This is a genomic window from Inhella sp., from assembly GCF_041912635.1.
Lineage (GTDB): Bacteria > Pseudomonadota > Gammaproteobacteria > Burkholderiales > Burkholderiaceae_C > Inhella.
Genome location: NZ_JAYRMO010000021.1, coordinates 37978 through 57868, shown reverse-complemented (window position 1 = coordinate 57868; position 19891 = coordinate 37978). Strand labels below are relative to the sequence as shown.

General features: G+C 71.1%; 17 protein-coding genes. 6 read left to right on the top strand and 11 right to left on the bottom strand.

Annotated features, from left to right (window positions below; translation table 11 throughout):
• Window positions 1-68: 68 nt before the first annotated feature.
• A complete protein-coding gene (icmF, locus tag ACE3QP_RS13460) occupies window positions 69-3350 on the bottom strand; it encodes a fused isobutyryl-CoA mutase/GTPase IcmF (RefSeq protein ID WP_374436810.1) in 3282 nt (1093 codons plus the stop codon).
• A gap of 178 nt (window positions 3351-3528) precedes the next feature.
• Between icmF and ACE3QP_RS13455 the strand changes: the two genes are divergently transcribed.
• Genes ACE3QP_RS13455 through ACE3QP_RS13445 form a run of 3 tightly spaced genes read left to right on the top strand, consistent with a single transcriptional unit; the run spans window position 3529 to window position 6711 of the window.
• On the top strand, window positions 3529-4338 hold the full coding sequence (locus ACE3QP_RS13455) for a substrate-binding periplasmic protein (RefSeq protein ID WP_374436808.1): 810 nt from the start codon (window positions 3529-3531) through the stop codon (window positions 4336-4338).
• A gap of 31 nt (window positions 4339-4369) precedes the next feature.
• Window positions 4370-5848: a hypothetical protein gene (locus tag ACE3QP_RS13450; protein ID WP_374436806.1), complete on the top strand. Its 1479-nt coding sequence runs from the start codon at window positions 4370-4372 to the stop codon at window positions 5846-5848.
• On the top strand, window positions 5845-6711 hold the full coding sequence (locus tag ACE3QP_RS13445; RefSeq protein ID WP_374436805.1) for an alpha/beta hydrolase: 867 nt from the start codon (window positions 5845-5847) through the stop codon (window positions 6709-6711). The genes ACE3QP_RS13450 and ACE3QP_RS13445 overlap by 4 nt, the downstream gene beginning before the upstream one ends.
• Window positions 6712-6727: 16 nt before the next feature.
• On the opposite strand, the gene ACE3QP_RS13440 is transcribed toward ACE3QP_RS13445, so the two are convergent.
• From ACE3QP_RS13440 to ACE3QP_RS13410, 7 genes are all read right to left on the bottom strand, one after another.
• Window positions 6728-9064, bottom strand: coding sequence for an ATP-binding protein (locus ACE3QP_RS13440; protein ID WP_374436804.1), 2337 nt, complete (start codon window positions 9062-9064; stop codon window positions 6728-6730).
• Window positions 9065-9136: 72 nt separating this feature from the next.
• Window positions 9137-10666, bottom strand: coding sequence for a methyl-accepting chemotaxis protein (locus tag ACE3QP_RS13435; RefSeq protein WP_374436803.1), 1530 nt, complete (start codon window positions 10664-10666; stop codon window positions 9137-9139).
• A 108-nt stretch (window positions 10667-10774) separates the two neighbouring features.
• Window positions 10775-12322 (bottom strand): hypothetical protein, encoded by a 1548-nt coding sequence (locus tag ACE3QP_RS13430; protein ID WP_374436802.1) that lies wholly within the window; start codon window positions 12320-12322, stop codon window positions 10775-10777.
• Entirely contained in the window at window positions 12319-13194 is an 876-nt protein-coding gene (locus ACE3QP_RS13425; protein ID WP_374436801.1) for an ABC transporter ATP-binding protein, read from the bottom strand. The genes ACE3QP_RS13430 and ACE3QP_RS13425 overlap by 4 nt, the downstream gene beginning before the upstream one ends.
• A gap of 110 nt (window positions 13195-13304) precedes the next feature.
• Window positions 13305-13628, bottom strand: coding sequence for a ferredoxin FdxA (fdxA, locus tag ACE3QP_RS13420; protein ID WP_198113600.1), 324 nt, complete (start codon window positions 13626-13628; stop codon window positions 13305-13307).
• Between the two features lie 9 nt (window positions 13629-13637).
• Entirely contained in the window at window positions 13638-13904 is a 267-nt protein-coding gene (locus ACE3QP_RS13415) for a hypothetical protein (protein WP_374436800.1), read from the bottom strand.
• Window positions 13905-13922: 18 nt separating this feature from the next.
• The gene (locus ACE3QP_RS13410; RefSeq protein ID WP_374436798.1) at window positions 13923-15125 is read right to left on the bottom strand and encodes an NnrS family protein; all 1203 of its coding nucleotides are present in this window, start codon (window positions 15123-15125) and stop codon (window positions 13923-13925) included.
• 90 nt (window positions 15126-15215) lie between these two features.
• On the opposite strand from ACE3QP_RS13410, the gene ACE3QP_RS13405 reads away from it, so the two are divergent.
• A complete protein-coding gene (locus tag ACE3QP_RS13405; RefSeq protein ID WP_374436796.1) occupies window positions 15216-15707 on the top strand; it encodes an Rrf2 family transcriptional regulator in 492 nt (163 codons plus the stop codon).
• Here the strand turns inward: ACE3QP_RS13405 and ccoG are convergent.
• On the bottom strand, window positions 15679-17118 hold the full coding sequence (gene ccoG / locus ACE3QP_RS13400) for a cytochrome c oxidase accessory protein CcoG (protein ID WP_374436795.1): 1440 nt from the start codon (window positions 17116-17118) through the stop codon (window positions 15679-15681). The genes ACE3QP_RS13405 and ccoG overlap by 29 nt on opposite strands.
• Before the next feature lie 113 nt (window positions 17119-17231).
• Between ccoG and ACE3QP_RS13395 the strand changes: the two genes are divergently transcribed.
• Window positions 17232-17906, top strand: coding sequence for an SOS response-associated peptidase (locus ACE3QP_RS13395; RefSeq protein WP_374436793.1), 675 nt, complete (start codon window positions 17232-17234; stop codon window positions 17904-17906).
• Here ACE3QP_RS13395 and ACE3QP_RS13390 read toward each other — a convergent pair.
• Window positions 17903-18160, bottom strand: coding sequence for a hypothetical protein (locus ACE3QP_RS13390; protein WP_374436791.1), 258 nt, complete (start codon window positions 18158-18160; stop codon window positions 17903-17905). The genes ACE3QP_RS13395 and ACE3QP_RS13390 overlap by 4 nt on opposite strands.
• Before the next feature lie 252 nt (window positions 18161-18412).
• Between ACE3QP_RS13390 and ACE3QP_RS13385 the strand changes: the two genes are divergently transcribed.
• Complete coding sequence (locus tag ACE3QP_RS13385) at window positions 18413-19300, top strand: hypothetical protein (protein ID WP_374436789.1); 888 nt, start codon at window positions 18413-18415, stop codon at window positions 19298-19300.
• Between the two features lie 22 nt (window positions 19301-19322).
• Here the strand turns inward: ACE3QP_RS13385 and ACE3QP_RS13380 are convergent, their stop codons facing one another.
• On the bottom strand, window positions 19323-19874 hold the full coding sequence (locus ACE3QP_RS13380; protein ID WP_374436788.1) for an NADPH-dependent FMN reductase: 552 nt from the start codon (window positions 19872-19874) through the stop codon (window positions 19323-19325).
• Between the last annotated feature and the right edge of the window lie 17 nt (window positions 19875-19891).

Below are 19891 nucleotides of genomic sequence, written 5' to 3'. Positions count from 1 at the left end.
TTTATACGTTGCCGGCGCCAAAAAAGAGGGCCTTCCGAAGAAGGCCCTGGGTTTCCGAGCGTGCCGGCTTACATGCTGCGCCGGTACTGCCCACCCACCTCGAACAGGGCCGAAGTGATCTGGCCGAGCGAGCACACCCGCACGGCATCCATCAGCACCTCGAACACATTGCCGTTGTCGATCACGGCCTGCTGCAGGCGCTGCAGCATCGGGCCGCTCTGCGCCGCGTGGCGCTGCTGGAACTCGGCCAGGCGCGTGAGCTGCGACTGCTTCTCTTCTTCGGTGGAGCGCGCCAGCTCGATGTGCTCGGGCACCGGGTCGCCATGCGGATTGCGGAAGGTGTTCACACCAATGATGGGGTACTCGCCGGTGTGTTTGAGCATCTCGTAATGCATGCTCTCTTCCTGGATCTTGCTGCGCTGGTAGCCGGTCTCCATCGCGCCCAGCACGCCGCCGCGTTCGGCGATCTTCTCGAACTCGGCCAGCACGGCTTCCTCGACCAACTCGGTCAGCTCGTCGATGACGAAGGCGCCCTGGTTGGGGTTCTCGTTCTTCGCCAGGCCCCATTCGCGGTTGATGATCAGCTGGATCGCCATGGCGCGGCGCACGGATTCCTCGGTGGGCGTGGTGATGGCCTCGTCGTAGGCGTTGGTGTGCAGGCTGTTGCAGTTGTCGTAGATCGCGATCAGCGCCTGCAGGGTGGTGCGGATGTCGTTGAAGGCGATCTCCTGCGCGTGCAGGCTGCGGCCGCTGGTCTGGACGTGGTACTTGAGCTTCTGGCTGCGCTCGTTGGCGCCGTACTTGTCGCGCATCGCGGTGGCCCAGATGCGGCGCGCCACGCGGCCCAGCACGGTGTACTCGGGGTCCATGCCGTTGCTGAAGAAGAAGCTCAGATTGGGCGCGAAGTCGTCGATGTGCATGCCGCGCGCCAGGTAGGCCTCCACGAAGGTGAAGCCGTTGCTGAGCGTGAAGGCGAGCTGGCTGATGGGGTTCGCGCCCGCCTCGGCGATGTGATAGCCGCTGATGGACACCGAGTAGAAATTCCGCACGTTGTGGTGCACGAAGTAGCTGGCGATGTCGCCCATCACCTTCAAGCTGAACTCGGTGCTGAAGATGCAGGTGTTCTGGCCCTGGTCCTCTTTGAGGATGTCGGCCTGCACGGTGCCGCGCACATTGGCCAGCACCCATTCGCGCACCTTGGCGGCTTCGGTGTCGGTGGGCTCGCGGCCGTTGTCGGCCTTGAACTTCTCCAGCTGCTGGTCGATGGCGGTGTTCATGAACATCGCCAGGATGGTGGGCGCGGGCCCATTGATGGTCATGCTGACCGAGGTGGCCGGGTCGCAGAGGTTGAAGCCGCTGTACAGCACCTTCATGTCGTCCAGCGTGGCGATGCTCACGCCCGAGTTGCCGACCTTGCCGTAGATGTCGGGCCGCGGCGCGGGGTCGGCGCCGTAGAGCGTGACCGAGTCGAAGGCGGTGGACAGGCGCTTGGCCGGCATGCCCTCGCTCACCAGCTTGAAGCGGCGGTTGGTGCGGAAGGCGTCGCCTTCGCCGGCGAACATGCGGGTCGGGTCCTCGCCTTCGCGCTTGAAGGCGAACACGCCGGCGGTGTAGGGGAAGCTGCCCGGCACGTTCTCCAGCATCAGCCACTTCAAGAGCTCGCCCTGGCACTCGTAGGTGGGCAGCACGACCTTGCGGATCTTGTTGCCGCTGAGCGTGGTGTGCACGAGGCCGGTGCGGATCTCCTTGTCGCGGATCTTCACCACATACTCGTCGCCGGCGTAGGCCTTGACCATGTCGGGCCATTGCTGCAGCAGCTTCTTGGCCTCGGGCAGCAGCTGGCCCTCGCGTTCCTGCGCCAGCTGCTCCAGCGTGGCGGGCACCTCGTGCTTGCAGGCCTTGAGCATGAGCTGCGAGCCGCGCAGCTGCTGGATCTCGCGTGCGATGCGGGCCTGGGTGCGGGCGCGCGCCTTGTAGCCGCGCACGGTGTCGGCAATCTCGGCCAGGTAGCGCGTGCGCGCCGGCGGCACGATGGGCACCTGGTGCGTGCTGTGGCGGGTGTTGACTTCGGGCAGGCGTCCGTCCTTGAGCTTCAGGCCCTTGGCCGTCAGCACCGGCTTCATGGCCTGGTAGAGCGCCGTGACGCCGTCGTCGTTGAAGCGGCTGGCCATGGTGCCGAACACCGGCATCTGGTCGGGCGCCTGGTTGAAGGCCTCGCGGTTGCGCTGCACCTGCTTGGCCACGTCGCGCAGTGCGTCCAGCGCGCCCTTGCGGTCGAACTTGTTGATGGCGACGAACTGGGCGAAGTCCAGCATGTCGATCTTTTCGAGCTGGCTGGCGGCGCCGAACTCGGGCGTCATCACGTACATCGGGATGTCCACCAGGGGCACGATGGCCGCGTCGCCCTGGCCGATGCCCGAGGTCTCGACGATCACCAGGTCAAAGCCGGCCGCCTTGGCCGCGGCAATGCAGTCCGGCAGGGCCTGGCTGATCTCGGAGCCGAAATCGCGCGTGGCCAGCGAGCGCATGAAGACGCGGGCGCCATGCTGCCAGGGCGCGATGGCGTTCATGCGGATGCGGTCGCCGAGCAGCGCGCCGCCGCTCTTGCGGCGCGAGGGGTCGATCGAGATCAGCGCGATGCGCAGGGCGTCGTCCTGATCCAGTCGCAGGCGCCGGATCAGCTCGTCGGTGAGCGAGCTCTTGCCGGCGCCGCCGGTGCCGGTGATGCCGAGCACGGGCGCATGGCTCTTCTTGGCGGCATCGTGAATCGCCTTCTTGAAGCCTTCGTCGGCCGCCTGGTTCTCCAGCGCCGTGAGCGCCTGCGCCAGCGCGCGCCAGCTGGCCTCGGTGTGGCCTTGCAGGGCCTTCACGTCCTTGGGGGCGAGCGGCGACAGGTCCTTGTCGCAGCGCATCACCATCTCGCCGATCATCCCTTGCAGGCCCATGCGCTGACCGTCCTCGGGGCTGAAGATGCGCACGCCGTGCTCGTGCAGGTCCTTGATCTCGGCCGGCACGATCACGCCGCCGCCACCGCCGAAGACCTGGATGTGCGCGCCGCCGCGTTCCTTCAGCAGCTGCACCATGTACTTGAAGTACTCGACATGCCCGCCCTGGTAGGACGACACGGCGATGCCCTGCGCGTCCTCCTGCAAGGCGGCGGTGACGACCTCGTCCACCGAGCGGTTGTGGCCGAGGTGGATCACCTCCGCCCCCATGCCTTGCAGGATGCGCCGCATGATGTTGATGGCGGCGTCGTGGCCGTCGAACAGGCTGGCTGCCGTCACGAAACGCACCTTGTGGGTGGGACGGTAATTGGCCAGCGCCTTGTGTTCTGCAGAGAGGTCGGTCATGGCAGTTCAGGCAAAAAACCCAGGGCCGCGCGGCGCCTTGTGAGCACCGGGGCATGCGGGCGAAGGCCCGCAGTTTAGGTTTGCGGGCCCAGGGGCTGCCTGCGCAAGGCATCATGGCCGACGGCGCCGTGGGCGAAGCGGTACGGGCGGGGGATGCATGGGCGGCTGGGGTGCGGCAATGAAGTGGGCTTCTGTGAGGCGGGCCGGGCTGCTGGCCGGGCTGGCGCTGCTGGTGGCGGGCGGGGCCGCGGCGGCCGAATGCGGGCCCTTTCGGGTGGGGCTCAAGCTCTACCCGCTGGTGTACGAGCGGCAAAGCGGTGGCCCGGGCTACCGGGGCCTGGACCCTGACTTCTTTGCGCTGCTGGGCGAACGCAGCGGCTGCCGCTTCACGCTGGAGGTGGAGTCGCTGCCGCGCATCTGGTCGCGCCTGCGGGGGGGCAGTCTGGATGCCACCAGCTGGGTGGTGCCCACCCCGGAGCGCCAGGCCTGGGTGACGGTGATCCCGCTGGCCCGCGCGAACCTGGTGGCGCTGACCTGGACCGCCCAGCGCGTCCGAGACGAGGCCGACTTCCTGGCCCGGACTGCGCTGCGCGCGGTGGTGGTGCGCGGTGCCAGCTACGGGCCGGAGTACGACCGCCTGCTGGCGCAGTTGCGCGCGCAGGGCCGCGTGAGCGAGGTGGGGGACTTCGACGCTGCCGTGCGGGTGTTCTTCGGCCAGCGCGTGGACCTGCTGCTGGGTTATGCCTGGTCGGTGGCCGCGCCGCTGCGGGAGCGGCCCGGCCAGGTGCAGGTGGCCGACTGGCATCCGCAGGCGCAGGGGCTGTCCTCGGGCCTGGCGCTGTCGCGCCGCAGCGTCTCGGCGGCCGATCAGCAGCGCCTGCTGCAGGCCCTGCGCAGCCTGCAGGCGGACGGCAGCCTGGAGCGCCTGCTGCACCAGCATCTGCAGGGCTTGGGGGTGCGGCCGCTGGAAGACGTCGCGCCGCAGTAGCCGCGGTTCGGGCCGCCCACAATGCGCGCCCATGCTGCTCCCCCGTACTCTGATTTCGTCCGGCCGCCGCCTCGCTGCGCTGGCCTGCGCCAGCCTGCTGTGCGCGTCACTCGTGCAGGCCAACGACGGCCGCAACCGCTACGAACAAGGCATTCCCACCCAGCTCTTCCACCTGCATGCCCCGGTCTCGCCGCAGGCCGGCTTTCGCGTGCTGGCCGAGGACATGGATGGTGGTGCCGATGGAGACCCCGCCTTCCGCTGGGTGACCCGGCCGGCGTTGGCGCTGGTACGCCTGGCCAGCCACCGCACGCACGCGAGGCTGGGTGCCGCGCCCTTGCCGTTCCCGGTGTTTGACCTGGCCAGCGAGAACGGCGACACGCCGCTGCAGATCGGCCCCGAGGGCCCGCGCGGGCGCCACCCCGGTGGCTCGCATGATGGCGGCCTGAACCTCGACCTGGGCTACTACCTGACGAGCGAGCAGGGCCGCCACGAGACGCCGGACTACGCCGCCTGCAACGAGCACCACAAGCCCGGCGCTGATGGCCAGCTTGTGGACGCCAACATCTGCAAAGGTCCGGCGGACCGGCTGGACACGCCGCGCCAAGCCTTCTTCCTGCTGGAGCTGCTGCGCCTTGACCGCGAGCGCTTCGGCGGCGAGTGGGTGGAGGCGATTGGCATCGACGCCCAGGTGCGCCAGGCCGTGCTGGCGCAGGCGCGGCAATGGGCGGCGCAGCGCCAGCATGGCGTGACGCCGGCCCTGGTGCAGACGCTGGATGCGCTCTTTGCCTCCAGCCCCTACGAGGGCTGGGCCTACTCGCACCACCACCATGTGCACCTGCGCCTGCGGCCACTGGAAGGCAGCGGCCGGCACCGCGCCGCCTTCGCGCGCCTGATCGAGCAGGACCGCGCGCTCGAAGCGCAGCTGCTGGCCGGCAGCGCGGCAGCCGCGCGCGGCTGCGCGCTGCTGACCGAGCTGTCCAGCTTCAACCTGGCGCGGGAGCTGGACCTGCGCCTGGCCGGCCCGGGCTGCACGCAGGTGCGCACGCTGCGCCTGCGCTTCCAGGGCGGCGCATGGGAAGCGCCGCGCGACCCGCTGGAGCCCCTGCACCATGTGCTGGACGCACCGGCCACGCCGGCCTTCGGCACGGCCCAGGCCGAGGCCGAGCTGGGCTTCGCCGACGGCGAGCAGGCGCTGCTGCGCCGCGAAGTCGCATTGCCGGCGCAGGCGCCCTGGCTGCGCGTGCGCGTGGAGGCGCGCGACTTCGTGGGCCGCAGCCAGACCCAGGCGGACGGCCTGGCGGTGCGCCTGGACTTCCCGCCCGCGCATGCGGTGCTGATCGACCAGATCCAGCTGCTGGTGCAGCGCCGCGGCGCACCGGCGCCCGAGCGCGTACCACTGCCGCTGGCGCAGCCGCAGGCACTGCTGCCGAACGCCGCCGAAATCGCCTTCATCGAGGCCGAGGTGGGCCTGTCCAAGCGCATCCGCCTGCGCGTGCCGGTGCCGCTGTGAGCGCCGGCTTGAGGCGCGTGGCCTGCCTGCTGTGCGGTCTGCTGTGCGGTCTGCTGGGCGGCGTGCTGGCTCTGGCCGGCGCCGTGCGCGCGGCAGCGCCTTGCGGCGAACGCCATGAACTGCCGACCCACGGTGGCAGCCGCAGCGTCGTCTCCCTCAGCCAGCCGGCCGCGGCCCCTGCGGCGGTGCTGGTGCTGCTGGCCGGGGGCAGCGGGCATCTGCAACTGGACGAAGTCGGCTGCCCGCGCCAGCTGAAGGGCAATGCCCTGCTGCGCATGCGTCCACTCTGGGTGGCCGAGGGCTTCGCCACGCTGATGGTGGATGCGCCCTCGGACTGGCAGGGTGAGGATGGCCTGGCGGGCTTTCGCGCCGATCCGGCCCATGCCGAGGACATCGGCCAATTTGTGCGCTGGCTGCGCGTGCGTTTGCCCGGCGTGCCGGTGTGGCTGGTGGGCACCAGCCGCGGCACGATTTCCGCGGTGCATGCGGCGGCCCGCTTGCAGGGGCCGGCCGCGCCAGATGGCCTGGTGCTGAGCTCGCTGCTCAGCGCTGGCCAGGCCGGGGCCCGCAAGCCCTGGGTGGGCCAGACCGTATTCGACGCCCCGCTGGGGGCCATCCGTCAACCGCTGCTGCTGCTAGGCCATGCCGAGGACCGCTGCCCGCGCTCCCCACCCGAGCGCATGCCCGAGCTGTTGGCACGCGTGGCCTCGGTGCGGGCGCAGCAGGTGCTGGTGCAGGGCGGGCCCGGCGGCTTGCGCGCGGACCCGAGCGCATGCGAGGGGCGCTCACCGCACGGCTTTGTCGAGCAGGAAGCCGAGGTCGCGGCCGGTGTGGCGCGCTTCGTGCGCGGCGCCAGCTACTGAGCGGCTGGGCCGGCCGTCACTCCGCCGCGGCGACGGGTGCCACGCGCGGCAGGCTGATCTCGAACACCGTGCCCTGGCCGGGCTGGCTGCGCACGCTGATCTGGCCGCCCAGGGTCTTGTGCACCAGGCGGTCCACGATGGGCATGCCCAGGCCCATGCCGCCCTGGCCGATGCGGGTGCTGAAGAAGGGCTTGAACAGCTGCTCCAGCGTGGCGGCGTCCATGCCACGGCCGTTGTCGGCCACGCGCAGCAGGATCTGCTCGCCCTGCGCCTCGGCGCTGAGGCGGATCTCGCCGTTCTGCCCGGGCGGGAAGGCGTGCAGCAGGGCGTTGTTGATCAGGTTGATCAGCACCTGGCCCAGCGGCCCGGGGTAGCTTTCCAGGCGCAGGCCGGGTGGGATCTCGACCTGCACGCGGTGCGGCTGGCGCTGCAGCGTGGGTGAGAGCGTGGCCAGCAGCTCCTGCACCACCTCGGCCAGGTCGAAGGGGCGGCGCTGCTCGCTGGCCTGGTCGGCCGCCACCTGGCGGAACTTGCGCATCAGCTCGCCGGCGCGCATCAGATTGCGCTGGGCCAGATCGGCGTTCTCGCGCACCTGCTGCAAGAAATCCTGCAGCTCGCTGCGGCGCAGGGGCTGGGCCTGCTGCAAGCGTTTGTCGAAGCTGGCGGCGCGCTCCACCAGGTTCTGCGCGCACACCAGGCTGTTGCTCATGGGCGAGCTGAGCTCGTGCGTGACGCCGGCCACCATCGCATTCAGCGCCGCGCGCGCCTGCGCCTCGGCAAGCGCCTCGCGTGAGTTGCGCAACGACTCCATGGCCTGCGCCAGCTCGCTGCTGCGCTGCGCCACACGCGCCTCCAGCGTGCTGTTGAGCTCCTGCAGGCGGAACTCGGCCTGCTTGCGCGCGTCGATGTCCATCAGCGTGCCGGCCATCAGCGTGGCGCGGCCCTGGGCGTCGCGCCGCAGCGCCTTGCCGCGCGATTGCACCCAGCGCCAGCCGCCATCCTGCTGGCGGTGGCGGTACTCCACGTCGAACAGGGTGCTTTCCCCCTGCAGATGGCGGCGCAGCTCAGCCTTCACGCGCTCGAGGTCGTCGGGGTGGCAGTCGCGCTGCCACAGGTAGTTCGCGCCGGGCCGGTACGCGCCCGGGGCGTAGCCGCAGATGGCCTCCCAGTGCTCGTTCACATGGGTGACGCCGGTTTGGAAGTCGTGCTCCCAGGTGGCGGCACGTGTGCCCTCAATGACATTGCTGAGCCGCCGCTCTTCCTCCGCCAGGCGGCGGCGCGCCTGCTCGGCGGCACGGCGGGCGGCAAAGCCCCGCGCCACCGCCAGGGCCAGCAGGGCGGTGGCCAGCAGGCCGCTGGCCAGGGCCAGCAAGGGGCGCAGGCTGGCGTCGCGCTGTAGAAAGGCGGAGCTGGGCTGCAGCACCAGGGTCCAGGGCTGACCGGCTACGTCCACCGTGAGCGTTTGCTGCAGGGCTTGCACCGGCCCGCTGCGCGCGGGCAGGGTGCCGGCGGGTGCGCCGCCCTGGTGGCGCAGCGGGCCCTGGGCGCTCGGCCCCTCGAACACCCAGTAGGCGAACTGGCTGCGCTGGGCCTGCTGCGTCACTGCCTCGAAGAGATTGGGTAGCTCCACCACGGCGGCCATGAAGCCGCGCAGGCGCGTCTCGCCGCTACCTTGCTCGAACACCGGGGTGCTGATGGCGAAGCCGGTGACGGGGGGCTGCTCGTTGCGCTGGCGCAGAACCGGAAAGCTGGTGGAGGCTACCGGCCGGCGCTGCGCGGCGGCGGCCAGCTTGGATCCCATGCGCAGCGTGTCGGGGGCGAGGTCGAAGCCCAGCGGCGCAATGCCCGCCGGCCAGCCGAACAGCACGGGCAGGTAGCGCTCGCGCACGGGGGCCGTGCGCCAGCCCGTGCCGCCTGCGTCGGGCTCGCGGATCTCGAAGCCCTGCAGCCCCTGGGCACGCGCGCTCTGCTCAAAGGCCGCACGCTCGCTGTGCAGCACCCAGGGTTGCCACTCGAACAGGGTGATGGGCGGCAGCTGGGTGGTGAGCTGCTGCGCGTAGTGCATGAAGTCGCGCTGCTGCAGCTGCGGGTGGGTCTCGACCATCAGGCCGGCGCTGCGGGCGGCCTCCAGCGTGCGCGTGAGCGCCTGCTGCACCTGGATGTGCACGGCCTGTGCGGCGGCCTGGCTGCGTTCCTGGGCGTGGCGCGCATCGGCCTGGCGCAGCGCGTGCTGGCCCAGCCAGCTGGCCGTGCTGCCCAGCAGCAGCAGGGCCAGCACGAGCAGGCGGTCGCGCCAGGGCGGTGTCGCTGGGGCGTCCGGCTCGGGGGCAGATGGCGCGCGCGCTGCGGGCATGGCGTGGGGCGTGGGGCCTGCGGTGGGCCTCCAGTATTCCAGCCTTGCGGTCCGCCCCGCCGGGGCGAGGGTTTACCGAAAGATCGCCACCGCCCGCTGCAACGTGCCGGCGCGGCTCTGCAGCCAGTCGCAGGCGGCGGCGGTCTGCTCGGCCAGGGCGGCGTTCTGCTGCGTGCCCTGCTCGATCTCGCTGATGGCGCGGTTCAGCTCGTGCACGCCGGCGGCCTGCTCGTCGGCAGCCTGCGAGATGTCGCGCATGCGCGAGCTGACCTCGGCCACTGCGGCCACCACCTCGGCCATGATGCTGTGCGCCGATTCGACATGACGCGCGCCATCGGCCACCCGCGCGGTCGAGTGGCCGATCAGGCTGCGGATCTCCTGCGCGGCCGTGGTGCAGCGCTGCGCCAGCGCGCGCACCTCGCCGGCCACCACCGCAAAGCCCTTGCCCTGCTCACCCGCGCGCGCCGCTTCCACCGCGGCGTTCAGGGCCAGCAGATTGGTCTGGAAGGCGATGCCCTCGATGACGCGAATCACCTCGGCCACGCGGCCGGAAGCCTCGTCGATCGAGCGCATCGTGCCCACCAGGGCCTGCACGCTTTGGCCGCCCTGCACGGCGGTGCCGCGCGCGGCTTCGCCGTTCAGACCCACCTGGTTGGCGGTGGCGGCGGTTTGCGCCACCACGGAGGTGATCTGCTCCATCGACGAGGCGGTGCGCTCCACCCCGGCCGACTGCTGCTCGGTGCGCATGGCCAGATCCTGGCTGCCGCGCGCGATCTCCTGTGCCGAGTCGGCGATCGCGCCCACCTCGGCGCGCACATCGGCCACGATGGCCTGCATGTTCAGGTTCAACAGGCGCACATTGCGCATCAGCTGGCCCACGGGGTGGCGCATGTCGTAGTCGATGTCGCCCTGCAGATTGCAGGCGGCGATTTGCGCCGTCATGTCGATGCAATGCGCCAGCTTGCGTTCGATCGAGTGGCGGAACCAGGCCCACACGGCGAGCGCGCCGCCCGCCAGCAGCGCGGCATCCAGGGCAGGAGCGAGCAACGCCCAGTGGCCGGCCGCCAGCAGGCCCAGCCAGCCGGCCAGCGCAATGCCCAGGCGCTGGCTGAGCGAGAGGCGGAACACGGTCTGCGGCCAGTCGCGCCAGCCCTTGCGGCGCAGGCCGCCGGCGTGCAGGCGCCAGGGGCAGTCGTCCTTGCCGAGTTGTGCGTACAGCGCCTCGGCGGCGGTGATCTGCGCCCGCGAGGGCCGTTCACGCACCGAGATGTAGCCGATGTTGCGGCCCTCGCGCCGCACCGGCGTCACATGGGCCAGCACCCAGTAGTGGTCGCCGTTCTTGCAGCGGTTCTTGACCACGCCGGACCAAGGCCGGCCGCGCCCCACCGTGGCCCACAGGTCCTTGAAGGCCTGCTCCGGCACATCGGGGTGGCGCACGATGTTGTGCGGCTGGCCGAGCAGCTCGGAATAGTCATAACCGCAGATCGCGACGAAGGCGGCATTGCAGTGCGTGATGCGGCCCTGAGGGTCGGTGGTCGAGACCAGCTTGACGCCTTCGGGAACTTCGACCTCACGCTGGGTCACGGGTTGGTTGTTGCGCATGGCGGACGGGGCAGGGCCGCGCGGTGCGCGGGGCCGGCGCATGTTCTGGCGCCGGCCCGGTCGCGTCCTTGAAGTGGGTCAAGCCACCTGGGCCATGCTGCCGGGCCTTCAGCGGCGCCGCTGTAGCAGGCCGGCCAGCGCCAGGCCCAGCGCGGCCGCCAGCAGTAGGCCGGCGCTACGCGCGGCACTGCCCGGGCCGTGGAAGGCCAGCCAGTCCAGCCAGGCCTGGTCGCGCACCTGTACGACGACGAAGAGCCAGAACAGGAACAGCGCCAGAAAGGCGCGGCTGCCGCCGCTCAGCGCTCCCAGCAGCAAGGCGGCGGCGCTGGCGGCGGCCAGGCCGGCGGCCAGCGCGGGCAGCAGCTCCGGGCGTTGGGCCAACAGGCTGGCGCAGCCCAGCAGGCCGAGCAGCCAGGCGGCGCCAAAGCGGCTCAGCAGGCGCCGGCTCGCGCCGCCGGGCAGCGCGGCGGCCAGGGCCTGGGTGCCGCGTTGCTGGCTGTCGCGCGCGCCCAGCTCGGCCGCCCACAGGCCCCAGGCCGCGAGGAGGCCGGCCTGCCAGCCCCATTGCTCGCCCGCCGGGGCCGCCAGTGGCGCCAGCCAGGCCAGCAGCAGCCACAGCAGGGCCAGGGGTTGGGTGATGAGGCTGAGCAGCAGCTCGGCCCCCAGCGCGGCCAGCGGGGCGGGTGCATGGGCGAGCAGGGGCAGCAGGCGCGCCAGCGCGCGGCTGGCCGGCGCCAGGGCCCGCGCCAGCACCCGCTGCAGGCGCCGCGGGGCGGCTGCGGCGCTGCGGGCGCGCACGCGGTCGGGCTGGTAGCGGTGGAACAGGGCCAGCGCCGGCAGCAGGGGCAGCAGGGCCAGCAGGGCGGAGCCCAGTCGTAGCAGCAGCACTTCGGCGGTCCAGATCGCGCCGGCCGGGAACTCCAGCAGCGGCAGCTCGGGCTTGAAGTCACCGCCGCCGATGCCGATCTCGCGAGTGCCCAGCACTTCCGTCATGCGGTTCACGGTGGTGGCCAGGCCCTGTACATCCAGCAGCAGGCTGGGGTTCAGGCCCTGTGCGTGCTCGTTCAGCGGCAGCAGGCTCAGCAGCAGCACCCAGAGCAGGAAGTAGGCGACATCGCCGCGTCGGCCCATCAAGGGCGCCCAGGCGTCGCACAGGGTGGCGCAGCTGGCGGCCAAGATCAGGCCGGGCGTCATCAGCAGCAGGTAGTGCTGCAGGTAGACCAGCGGCTGCCAGGGCCCTTCGCCGCGCAGGCCGTGCAGGGCCCAGGTGCCCAGCAGCTGCACACCCATCAGGGCGAACAGGAACAGCAGCGCACCCAGAAAGCGCGCCAGCAGCAGGCGGCTGTTGGCCACCGGCGTGGCGGCCAGTACGCCGGCCACACCACAGCGCAGGTCTTCCTGCATGCGGCCGCGCGCCAGGTAGAAGCCGGCCAGGCCGAGCAGCAGGCCGCCGAAGTGCGCGCTGCCAAATGCCAGGGTCTGGCTGTCGTAGCGCAGGCGCTGCTCTCCCACCACCACCAGGGCGGTGCCCTCGGCCGGGTTGCCCACCACCAGCCAGCTGACGGCCAGCACGGCCAGCATCACCAACAGGGTGGCGGGACGGCGGCTGCGCAGCAGGAACTCGACGCGCAGCAGGGCACTCAAGCTGCCGTTCATGCCGGCGCCCCCTGCGGCAGTGCGTAGCGCAGCGCCATCAAGGCCTCTTCCAGGCTGGGCAGGCCGGGCTGGGCGCCTCGGAAGGGGGCCTCGGCCTGGGCTACGCGCAGGCGCACGCTGCCACCGGCCTGGCGCTGGGCCTGCAGCACCTGCCATTGCGCTCGCTGGCTCTCGTACTCACGCTCGTCCAGCTCGCCCATCCACACCAGGCCCTGGGCCTGCTGCAGCAGGGCGGCCGGGCTGGTGCAGGCCGTCAGCCGGCCGCGGTTCAGGATGGCCAACTGGGTGGCCATGTTCTCGACGTCCGACACGATGTGCGTCGAGACGATCACCAGCTTGCTGAAGCCGATCTCGCTCAGCAGCTGGCGAAAGCGTAGGCGCTCCTCGGGGTCCAGGCCGGCGGTGGGTTCATCCACCACCAGCACATCGGGCTCGTTCAGCAGGGCCTGGGCAATGCCCAGGCGCTGGCGCATGCCGCCCGAGAAGCTGGCCGCCTGACGGTGCGCGTGCTCGTGCAGGTTCACCTGCTCCAGCAGGCGGCGGATGCGCGCGGCATCGCGAACGCCCTTGAGCGCGGCGAAGTACTGCAGAAATTCCAGCGCGGTGAGGTTGGCGTAGACGCCGAAATCCTGCGGCAGATAACCGAGGCGGCGGCGCATCCGTTCGGGCCTGGCCACGATGTCCTGGCCTTCGAGCAGGATGCGCCCGCGGCTGGGTTTGCACAGCGTGGCGATCATCTGCATCAGCGTGGTCTTGCCCGCACCGTTGTGGCCGATCAGGCCGAGCACACCGGCCTGCAAGTCGAGGTTCACGGCGTCGACGACGGCGGTCTTGCCGTCGAAGCTCTTGCTCAGGTCTTGGAGTTGCAGCATGCGGGCCCCTGCGTTGGCGAAGGGGCGCACGGTAGGCGCGGCTGCGCGGCCGCGCAGCCGGCATGCGACAGGCCGTCAGCGCGCCGGCATGGGCTGCACGGCGCGCGGATTCAGCGCTTCAGCTGGTCCCGTTTGAACTCGACCACCGACCACTCCTGCGCATCCGGCAGCGCCGGCTTCTTGCGCGTGATCGGCTTCCAGGTCTTGGCCAGCTCGGCGTTCAGCGGCGTGAAGTCCTGCTGATCGGCCGGCACGTCCTCTTCGGCGTAGATGGCGTTGACCGGGCACTCGGGCACGCAGACGGCGCAGTCGATGCATTCATCGGGGTCGATGACCAGGAAGTTCGGGCCCTCGCGGAAGGCATCGACCGGGCAGACGTCGACGCAGTCGGTGTACTTGCAGCGGATGCAAGCTTCGGTGACGACAAAAGTCATCGCCGTTCCTCAACCGCAGCAGGCGCCGCCCGAGCAGCAACTGTCGGAGGCCAGCGATTGCGAGGGCTTGGCCAGGCGCACGCGCCCGGCGGGCATGTCGGCCCAGGCCAGCAGGCCGGTTTGGGCTTGCAGGGCGGCGCGTAGCGTGCCGGGGTCCTGGTCCAGCAGCAGCTCCAGGGGCTGGTCGGCCGGCAGGGTGTTCAGGTGCGCCAGCGCTTGCGCCACGGCAGCTTGCAGCGGCTGGCTGCGCAGGTCCAGGGTGTCGATGGTGTGCATGGGGTTTCCTTTGATGAATCAGCCGTCTTTGCCATCCAGGCGGGTGCGGCACAGCCAGGGGGTGTAGATCCAGAGGTAGATCGCAAAGGCCAGGCTCCAGCCCAGGCCGGCCAGCAGCAGGGCGGCGTTCGTCCAGGCGGGGATCAGGGCCGGCAGGGCCACGCGTACGGTGGCCGCGCCCAGCACCAGGGCATAGGCCATCACCTCGGCGCGGCCCACCTGCAGCGCTCGGCCGGTGTGGCCGCGTGCGGTGCGCGTCACCATGCCGATGATCAGTCCGCCCGTCAGGCCCACGGCCAGGGCGTGCAGGCCCAGGCTGGTGGGCAGCCCGCCCAGGGCGGCGGCGGCCAGCAGGGCCAGGCCCAGGGGCAGCCAGGCGTAGGCGGCATGCAAGATCCACAGGATGGGCCGGCCGCGCGTGCAGGCGCCTTGCCAGCGGAAGAGCCGCTGCGCGTTCAGGGCCGCGGCGGCCAGCAGCAGCACGGCCTGCGCGTTGGCGTGCGCGTGCAGCACCCAGGCCAGCAGGGCCAGTGCGGTGCTGGCCAGCGTGGCCAGCTCCAGCCGCGGGGCCGGCACCGGGCGCAGGCCGGGCGTGGCGCTGGCGGTGAAGGCCGGAATCACGCGGCCGCCCATCACGCACTCGATCATCACGATCAGTGCCAGCGCCGCGTACAGGGCCTGGCGCGGGTCGATTGCCCACACCCCGGCCTGGGCCAGATGGAAGCCCAGATTGCTGAGTGCCAGCAGGGCGAGGATGCCGGCCAGCGGCAGGTTGCGGCGGTTGCGCGCGCGCAGCAGGCGTTCCAGCAGCACGGCGCACACCAGCGGCAGCAGGGCCAGGTCCAGCAGCGCGAACAGCCAGTAAGGGCCGCTGAATGCAGCAATGCGCGCCGCCAGCCACAGCAGCGCCAGCGCGCCCAGCCAGGGCCCGCGCGGGGTGGGCAGGCCGGTCCAGGCCTTGCCGGCCGTCATCAGGAAGCCCACGATCACCGCGGCGGCAAAGCCGAACAGCATTTCGTGCGCGTGCCACAGCAGCCCGGGTAGCACCGGCTGCACGGGAGATTGGCCCCACAGCAGCGCCAGCCACAGCGGCAAGGCCAGCGCCGCAAAGGCAGCAGCCCCCAGGTAGAAGGGCCGGAAGCCCAGGCGCAGCAGCGGCCAGCCCTGCAGGGGCGTGGCCGGCGCCGTGCTGGCTTGCAGGGGCAGGATCGGCAGGCTCATGTCTTAGAAGATGCGTTTGTTTTGCATCTTATTGGGGAGAACCCTGTAAAGCAATACGATGCGTGCATCTTTCGTGCGATCCTGCCCACCATGCGATTGGCCGAATACACCGACTACACCCTGCGTGTGCTGATGTTCTGCGCGACGAACCCGGACCGGCTGGTGACCATCGCCGAGCTGGCCGAGTGGCATGGCGTGTCGAAGAACCACCTGATGAAGATCGTCAACGACCTGGCCCGCCAGGGCGTGCTGGAAACCACGCGCGGGCGCGGCGGCGGCCTGCGCCTGCTCAAGCCCGCCGAGCAGATCCGCATCGGCGACGTGGTGCGCGCCTGCGAGACCGACTTCCGCCTGGTGGAGTGCTTCGACCCCGCCGTCAACACCTGCCAGCTCACGCCCGGCTGCCGGCTCAAGGGCCTGCTGGGCAAGGCGCTGCAGTCCTACTTCGAGGTGCTGGACGGCGCCACGCTGGCCGACATCGCCCAGCCCGCGCCGCCCCCGCCGGCGGCGCGCGGCCGCAAGGTCCTGCCCATCACCGTGGCGGGTGCAGTACCTAGCGCGGCACGAAGAAAGTCGAGCTGACCCGGCGCAGCGCGCCATCGGCCGCGCGCACCTCGAACACCACCGGCACGGCCTTGCCGGCGTGCGGCGCGGCGGCCTCGGGCGGCAGGGCCAAGGTCAGGGCCTGGCTGTGCGTGGCGATGGGGGCCACCTCCAGCGCGGCGCCGCTGCGGATGCGCAGGCCCTCCAGGCCGGTCACCGTGACCTGCACGCGCAGCACCTGCTCGCGGCCGCTGGCCAGCTGCAGGCGGTAGCTGTTCTCCACCACGCCCTCATCCACCACGCGGGCCAGCGCGCCGCGGTCGCGCATCAGGTCCACCGCAAAGCCCGGGCGCTGCGTCAGGCTGAACACAAAGGCCCCGCCCAGCAGCAGCAGGGCCAGGCCGTAAAGGACCACGCGCGGCCGCCAGACCCGGCGCAGCATCTGGGCCAGCGTCAGGCCCTGGCTCACGCCCTGTTCGGTGGAGTAGCGGATCAGGCCCTTGGCATAGCCCATCTTGCCCATCACGTCGTCGCACACATCGATGCAGGCCGCGCAGCCGATGCACTCGTTCTGCAGGCCCTTGCGGATGTCGATGCCGGTGGGGCAGACCTGCACGCACAGCGTGCAATCAATGCAGTCGCCCAGTCCCAGGGCCTTGGGGTCGGCCTTGCGCGGGCGCGAGCCGCGTGCCTCGCCGCGCCGGCTGTCATAGGCAATGATCAGTGAGTCCTTGTCGATCAGCGCGCTCTGGAAGCGCGCATAGGGGCACATGTATTTGCAGACCTGCTCGCGCAGGTAGCCGGCATTGCCGTAGGTGGCGAAGCCGTAGAACAGCACCCAGAACCATTCCCAGGGCGAGAAGGCCAGCGCCTGCGCCTCGGCCGCCAGTTCGCGGATGGGCGTGAAGTAGCCGACGAAGCTGAAGCCCGTGGCCAGGCTGATCAGCAGCCACGCACCCTGCTTGCCGCCCTTGCGCAGCAGCTTGTTCGCGCCCCAGGGCGCGGTGTCCAGCTTCATGCGCGCCTGGCGGTCGCCTTCAATCTGCCGCTCCACCCACAGAAAGATCTCGGTGTAGACCGTCTGCGGGCAGCTGTAGCCGCACCAGATGCGCCCGGCTACCGCAGTGACGAAGAACAGCAGCAGCGCTGAAAGCACCAGCAGCGCGGCCAGGTAGATCAAGTCTTGCGGCTGGAACACCCAGCCGAACAGGAAGAAGCGCTGTGTGTTCAGGTCGAACAGCAGGGCCTGGCGGCCGTTCCAGTTCAACCAGGGCAGGCCGTAGAACAGCAGCTGCGTGGCCCACACCAGCGCCCAGCGCCAGGCGGCAAAGCGGCCGCTGACGGCACGCGGGTAGATCTTCTCGGCCTTTTGGTACAGCGAAACCGTCAGACCGGGGTCGCTTTCCGCCGCGGCGGGCTGGATGGGGATGACGCGGGCGGACGGCTTCATGCGGGGCGGCCTGAAATAAAGATGCACGTAATGTGAATCTATTCTAGGCGCAGCCTGCCCTGTGCACCCGAACCCGGCTTGAGCGAGGCACCGGGAGCCGGCACAGTGCGTCCATGTGCACCCGCTACATCCCTCCAGAGATGGCCACGGTCGAGCGCTTCTGGCACCTCGGCCGCCACAACCCGCCCACCCTCTGGCCGGCGGAGATCTTTCCGCGCCAGCCCGGGCCCTTTGTGCGTGCCGCGCCCAAGGCCGAGCTGGAGCGCGAGCTGCTGGTCGGCCCCTGGTCGCTCTTGCCCTTTGACAAGCGCTACGCCACCTGCAACGCGCGCATCGAGGGCATCGAGACCCGCGCCACCTCGCGCCGCCCCTGGGCGCGCGGCCAGCGCTGCGTCATCCCGGCGCTGAGCTTCGACGAACCCTGCTGGGAGAGCGGCCGCTGCGTGTGGTGGCGCTTTCGCCGCGCCGATGGCGAACCGCTCAGCCTGGCCGGCCTGTGGAGCGAGGCCGTGGACCCCGCCAGCGGCGTGCACCTGCCCGTCTACGCCATGCTGACGCAGAACGCCGACGCCGACCCGCTGATGCGCCGCATGCACAAGCCCGACCCCAAGCAGCCGCCCGACGCCCAGGACAAGCGCGGCGTGGTGGTGCTGGAAGCAGCCGACGTGGACCGCTGGCTGCACGCCCCGCTGGCCGAGGCGCGCGGCCTGGTGCGCCTGGCCGAGGCCGGCGTGCTGGTGGCCGAGCCGGTAGGGGCCGGGGCGCAGCGGAGTCTGGATGGGGCCTAGGCTTTATCCGCCCAGTGAAACCGATGCAGCAGACGGTGCAGCACGGGCGTGAAGACCATCGCCGCGGCCAGCAGGAACACCAGGCCGGCGTACAGCGCAAAGCAGCCTGCGAACAGTTTGCCGCCCAGTGTCTGGGGCGCGTTCACCGGCCCCATGCCGCCCAGCAGCATGGCGGCGTTCAGGAAGGCGTCGGCCCAGCTCAGGCCCTCGAAGCCCACATAGCCCGCCATGCCGCCCAGCAGTGAGGCTGCCACCAGGCCCCCTGCCGCGGCCACATGCCTGACCATGCGCCCATAGAAATGCGCCCGGCCCAGGGGCCGTTGATACTGCGACTCATACATGCGCGTGCACTCCGCCAAACCCAGTCCTGCGCGAATGATCGCCGCAGCCCGGGCGGCCGAGGGCCGTGGGTGGCAGCCCGAACTCCGCCATGAAGGCGCTGCGCTCCAGCGCCCCCGGCCCTTGCAGACAATCAGCCCCCCGTCGTCGTCCGCCAGTTCCCGCCCATGCACGTCTTGATCGCCCGCCGCCACCTCTTGCCGCTGGGGCTGACCCCCTTGCTGGGCCCGGCCCGGGCCGAGGACGCGGAACTGCGCTGGCTGCTCGTCGAGCCCGCGCCCCAGGGGGGCGGCGAAGGCCCGCTGGCGGACGACACCCTGGCCAACCGCCTGTTGCGCGAAGTGCTCTGGCCCGGCCTGCCAGGCTGGCGGCACCAGCTGCGGGTGCGCGCGGCCGCGCAGTTGCCGCGCGAACTGCAGGCGGCCGGGGCCAGCTGCGTGGTGGGCATGGATGCGCCGGCCCCCGGTCGGGCGCCGGAGCTGCACGCCGGCCCGGTGCTGCGCGCATTGCCGGTGGGCGCCGTGGTGCGTGCCGCCGATGCCGCCTGGTGGCGCCCGCACCTGAACTGGCGTGGCGAACTGGCGCTCGACGCCCTGCTGCGCAGCGCCGAAGGCCTGGCGGCTTTCAAGGCCGACCGGCCGCATGGCCCCGGCATCGACCCGGTGCTGCAGCAGCAGCCTGCGGAGCGCCTGCGGCGCCTGCCGGTCGATGGCGCCAGCCGCATCGCCCTGTCCATGCTGGCCCGCCAGCAGGGCGTAGCGGCCGCCTTTGCCGACCCCGCCGAGCTGCGCCAGTTCGAGCGCAGCCAGCCCGATCTGGCCGGCAGCCTGCGCTGGTTGCCGGTGCAGGGCCAGCCGGAGCTGGTGGCCCGCCATATCGCCTGCTCGCGCAACGACGGCGGGCGGCGCGCGCTGGCGCAGCTCAACGCCCTGCTGGCACGGACCGACATCCGCGAGCAGCTACAGCTCATCTACGAAGCGCAGCTGATGACCACCGAGCGTGAGCGCCTGCTGATGCTGCGCTCGCGCCTGGGCGAAGGCTTTTGGCGGGTGTGAGGCTTCGCGGTCGCGCCACCCGCTAGACCGTGAAGCGCGGCGCGCCCGAAGCCCCCTCGGCCCCAAAGCTGGCAATGCCCTCGAGTACCGCGCGAATGCAGGCTGAGACCTTGGCGGACTCCAGCATCTGCGCTTCCGTGCGGCATGCGCCGGGCAGCTGCAGCGCGCTGCAGGCCTCGGGAATGGGCCGGGCGGACATCGTGCGCAGTGTTTCCAGCAGTGCGTCGTGGGCGTGATGCGCGCGCGGTGAGGTGTTGACCACGGCCACCGGCTTGCCGACAAAGCCCTCGAAGCTCACCAACCAGTCCAGGGCGTTCTTCATCACGCCGGAGACCCCATGGGCGTACTCGGGGCTGGCAATCAGCAGGGCATCCGCCGCCCCTACCGCCACGCGAAGCTCGATCACCGCAGCCGGCGGTTCGGTCTCCAGATCCGGATTGAACAGTGGCAATCGCCCCAGCCCCGGGTACACGGCCACCGTAAGTCCGGCCGGGGCCAGCTGCGCTGCGGCGCGGCAGAAGGCGGCATTGATCGAGTGGGTGCGCAGGCTGCCGGCGAGGGCGAGGAGCTTCATGGGCGGCTGGGTGTGGG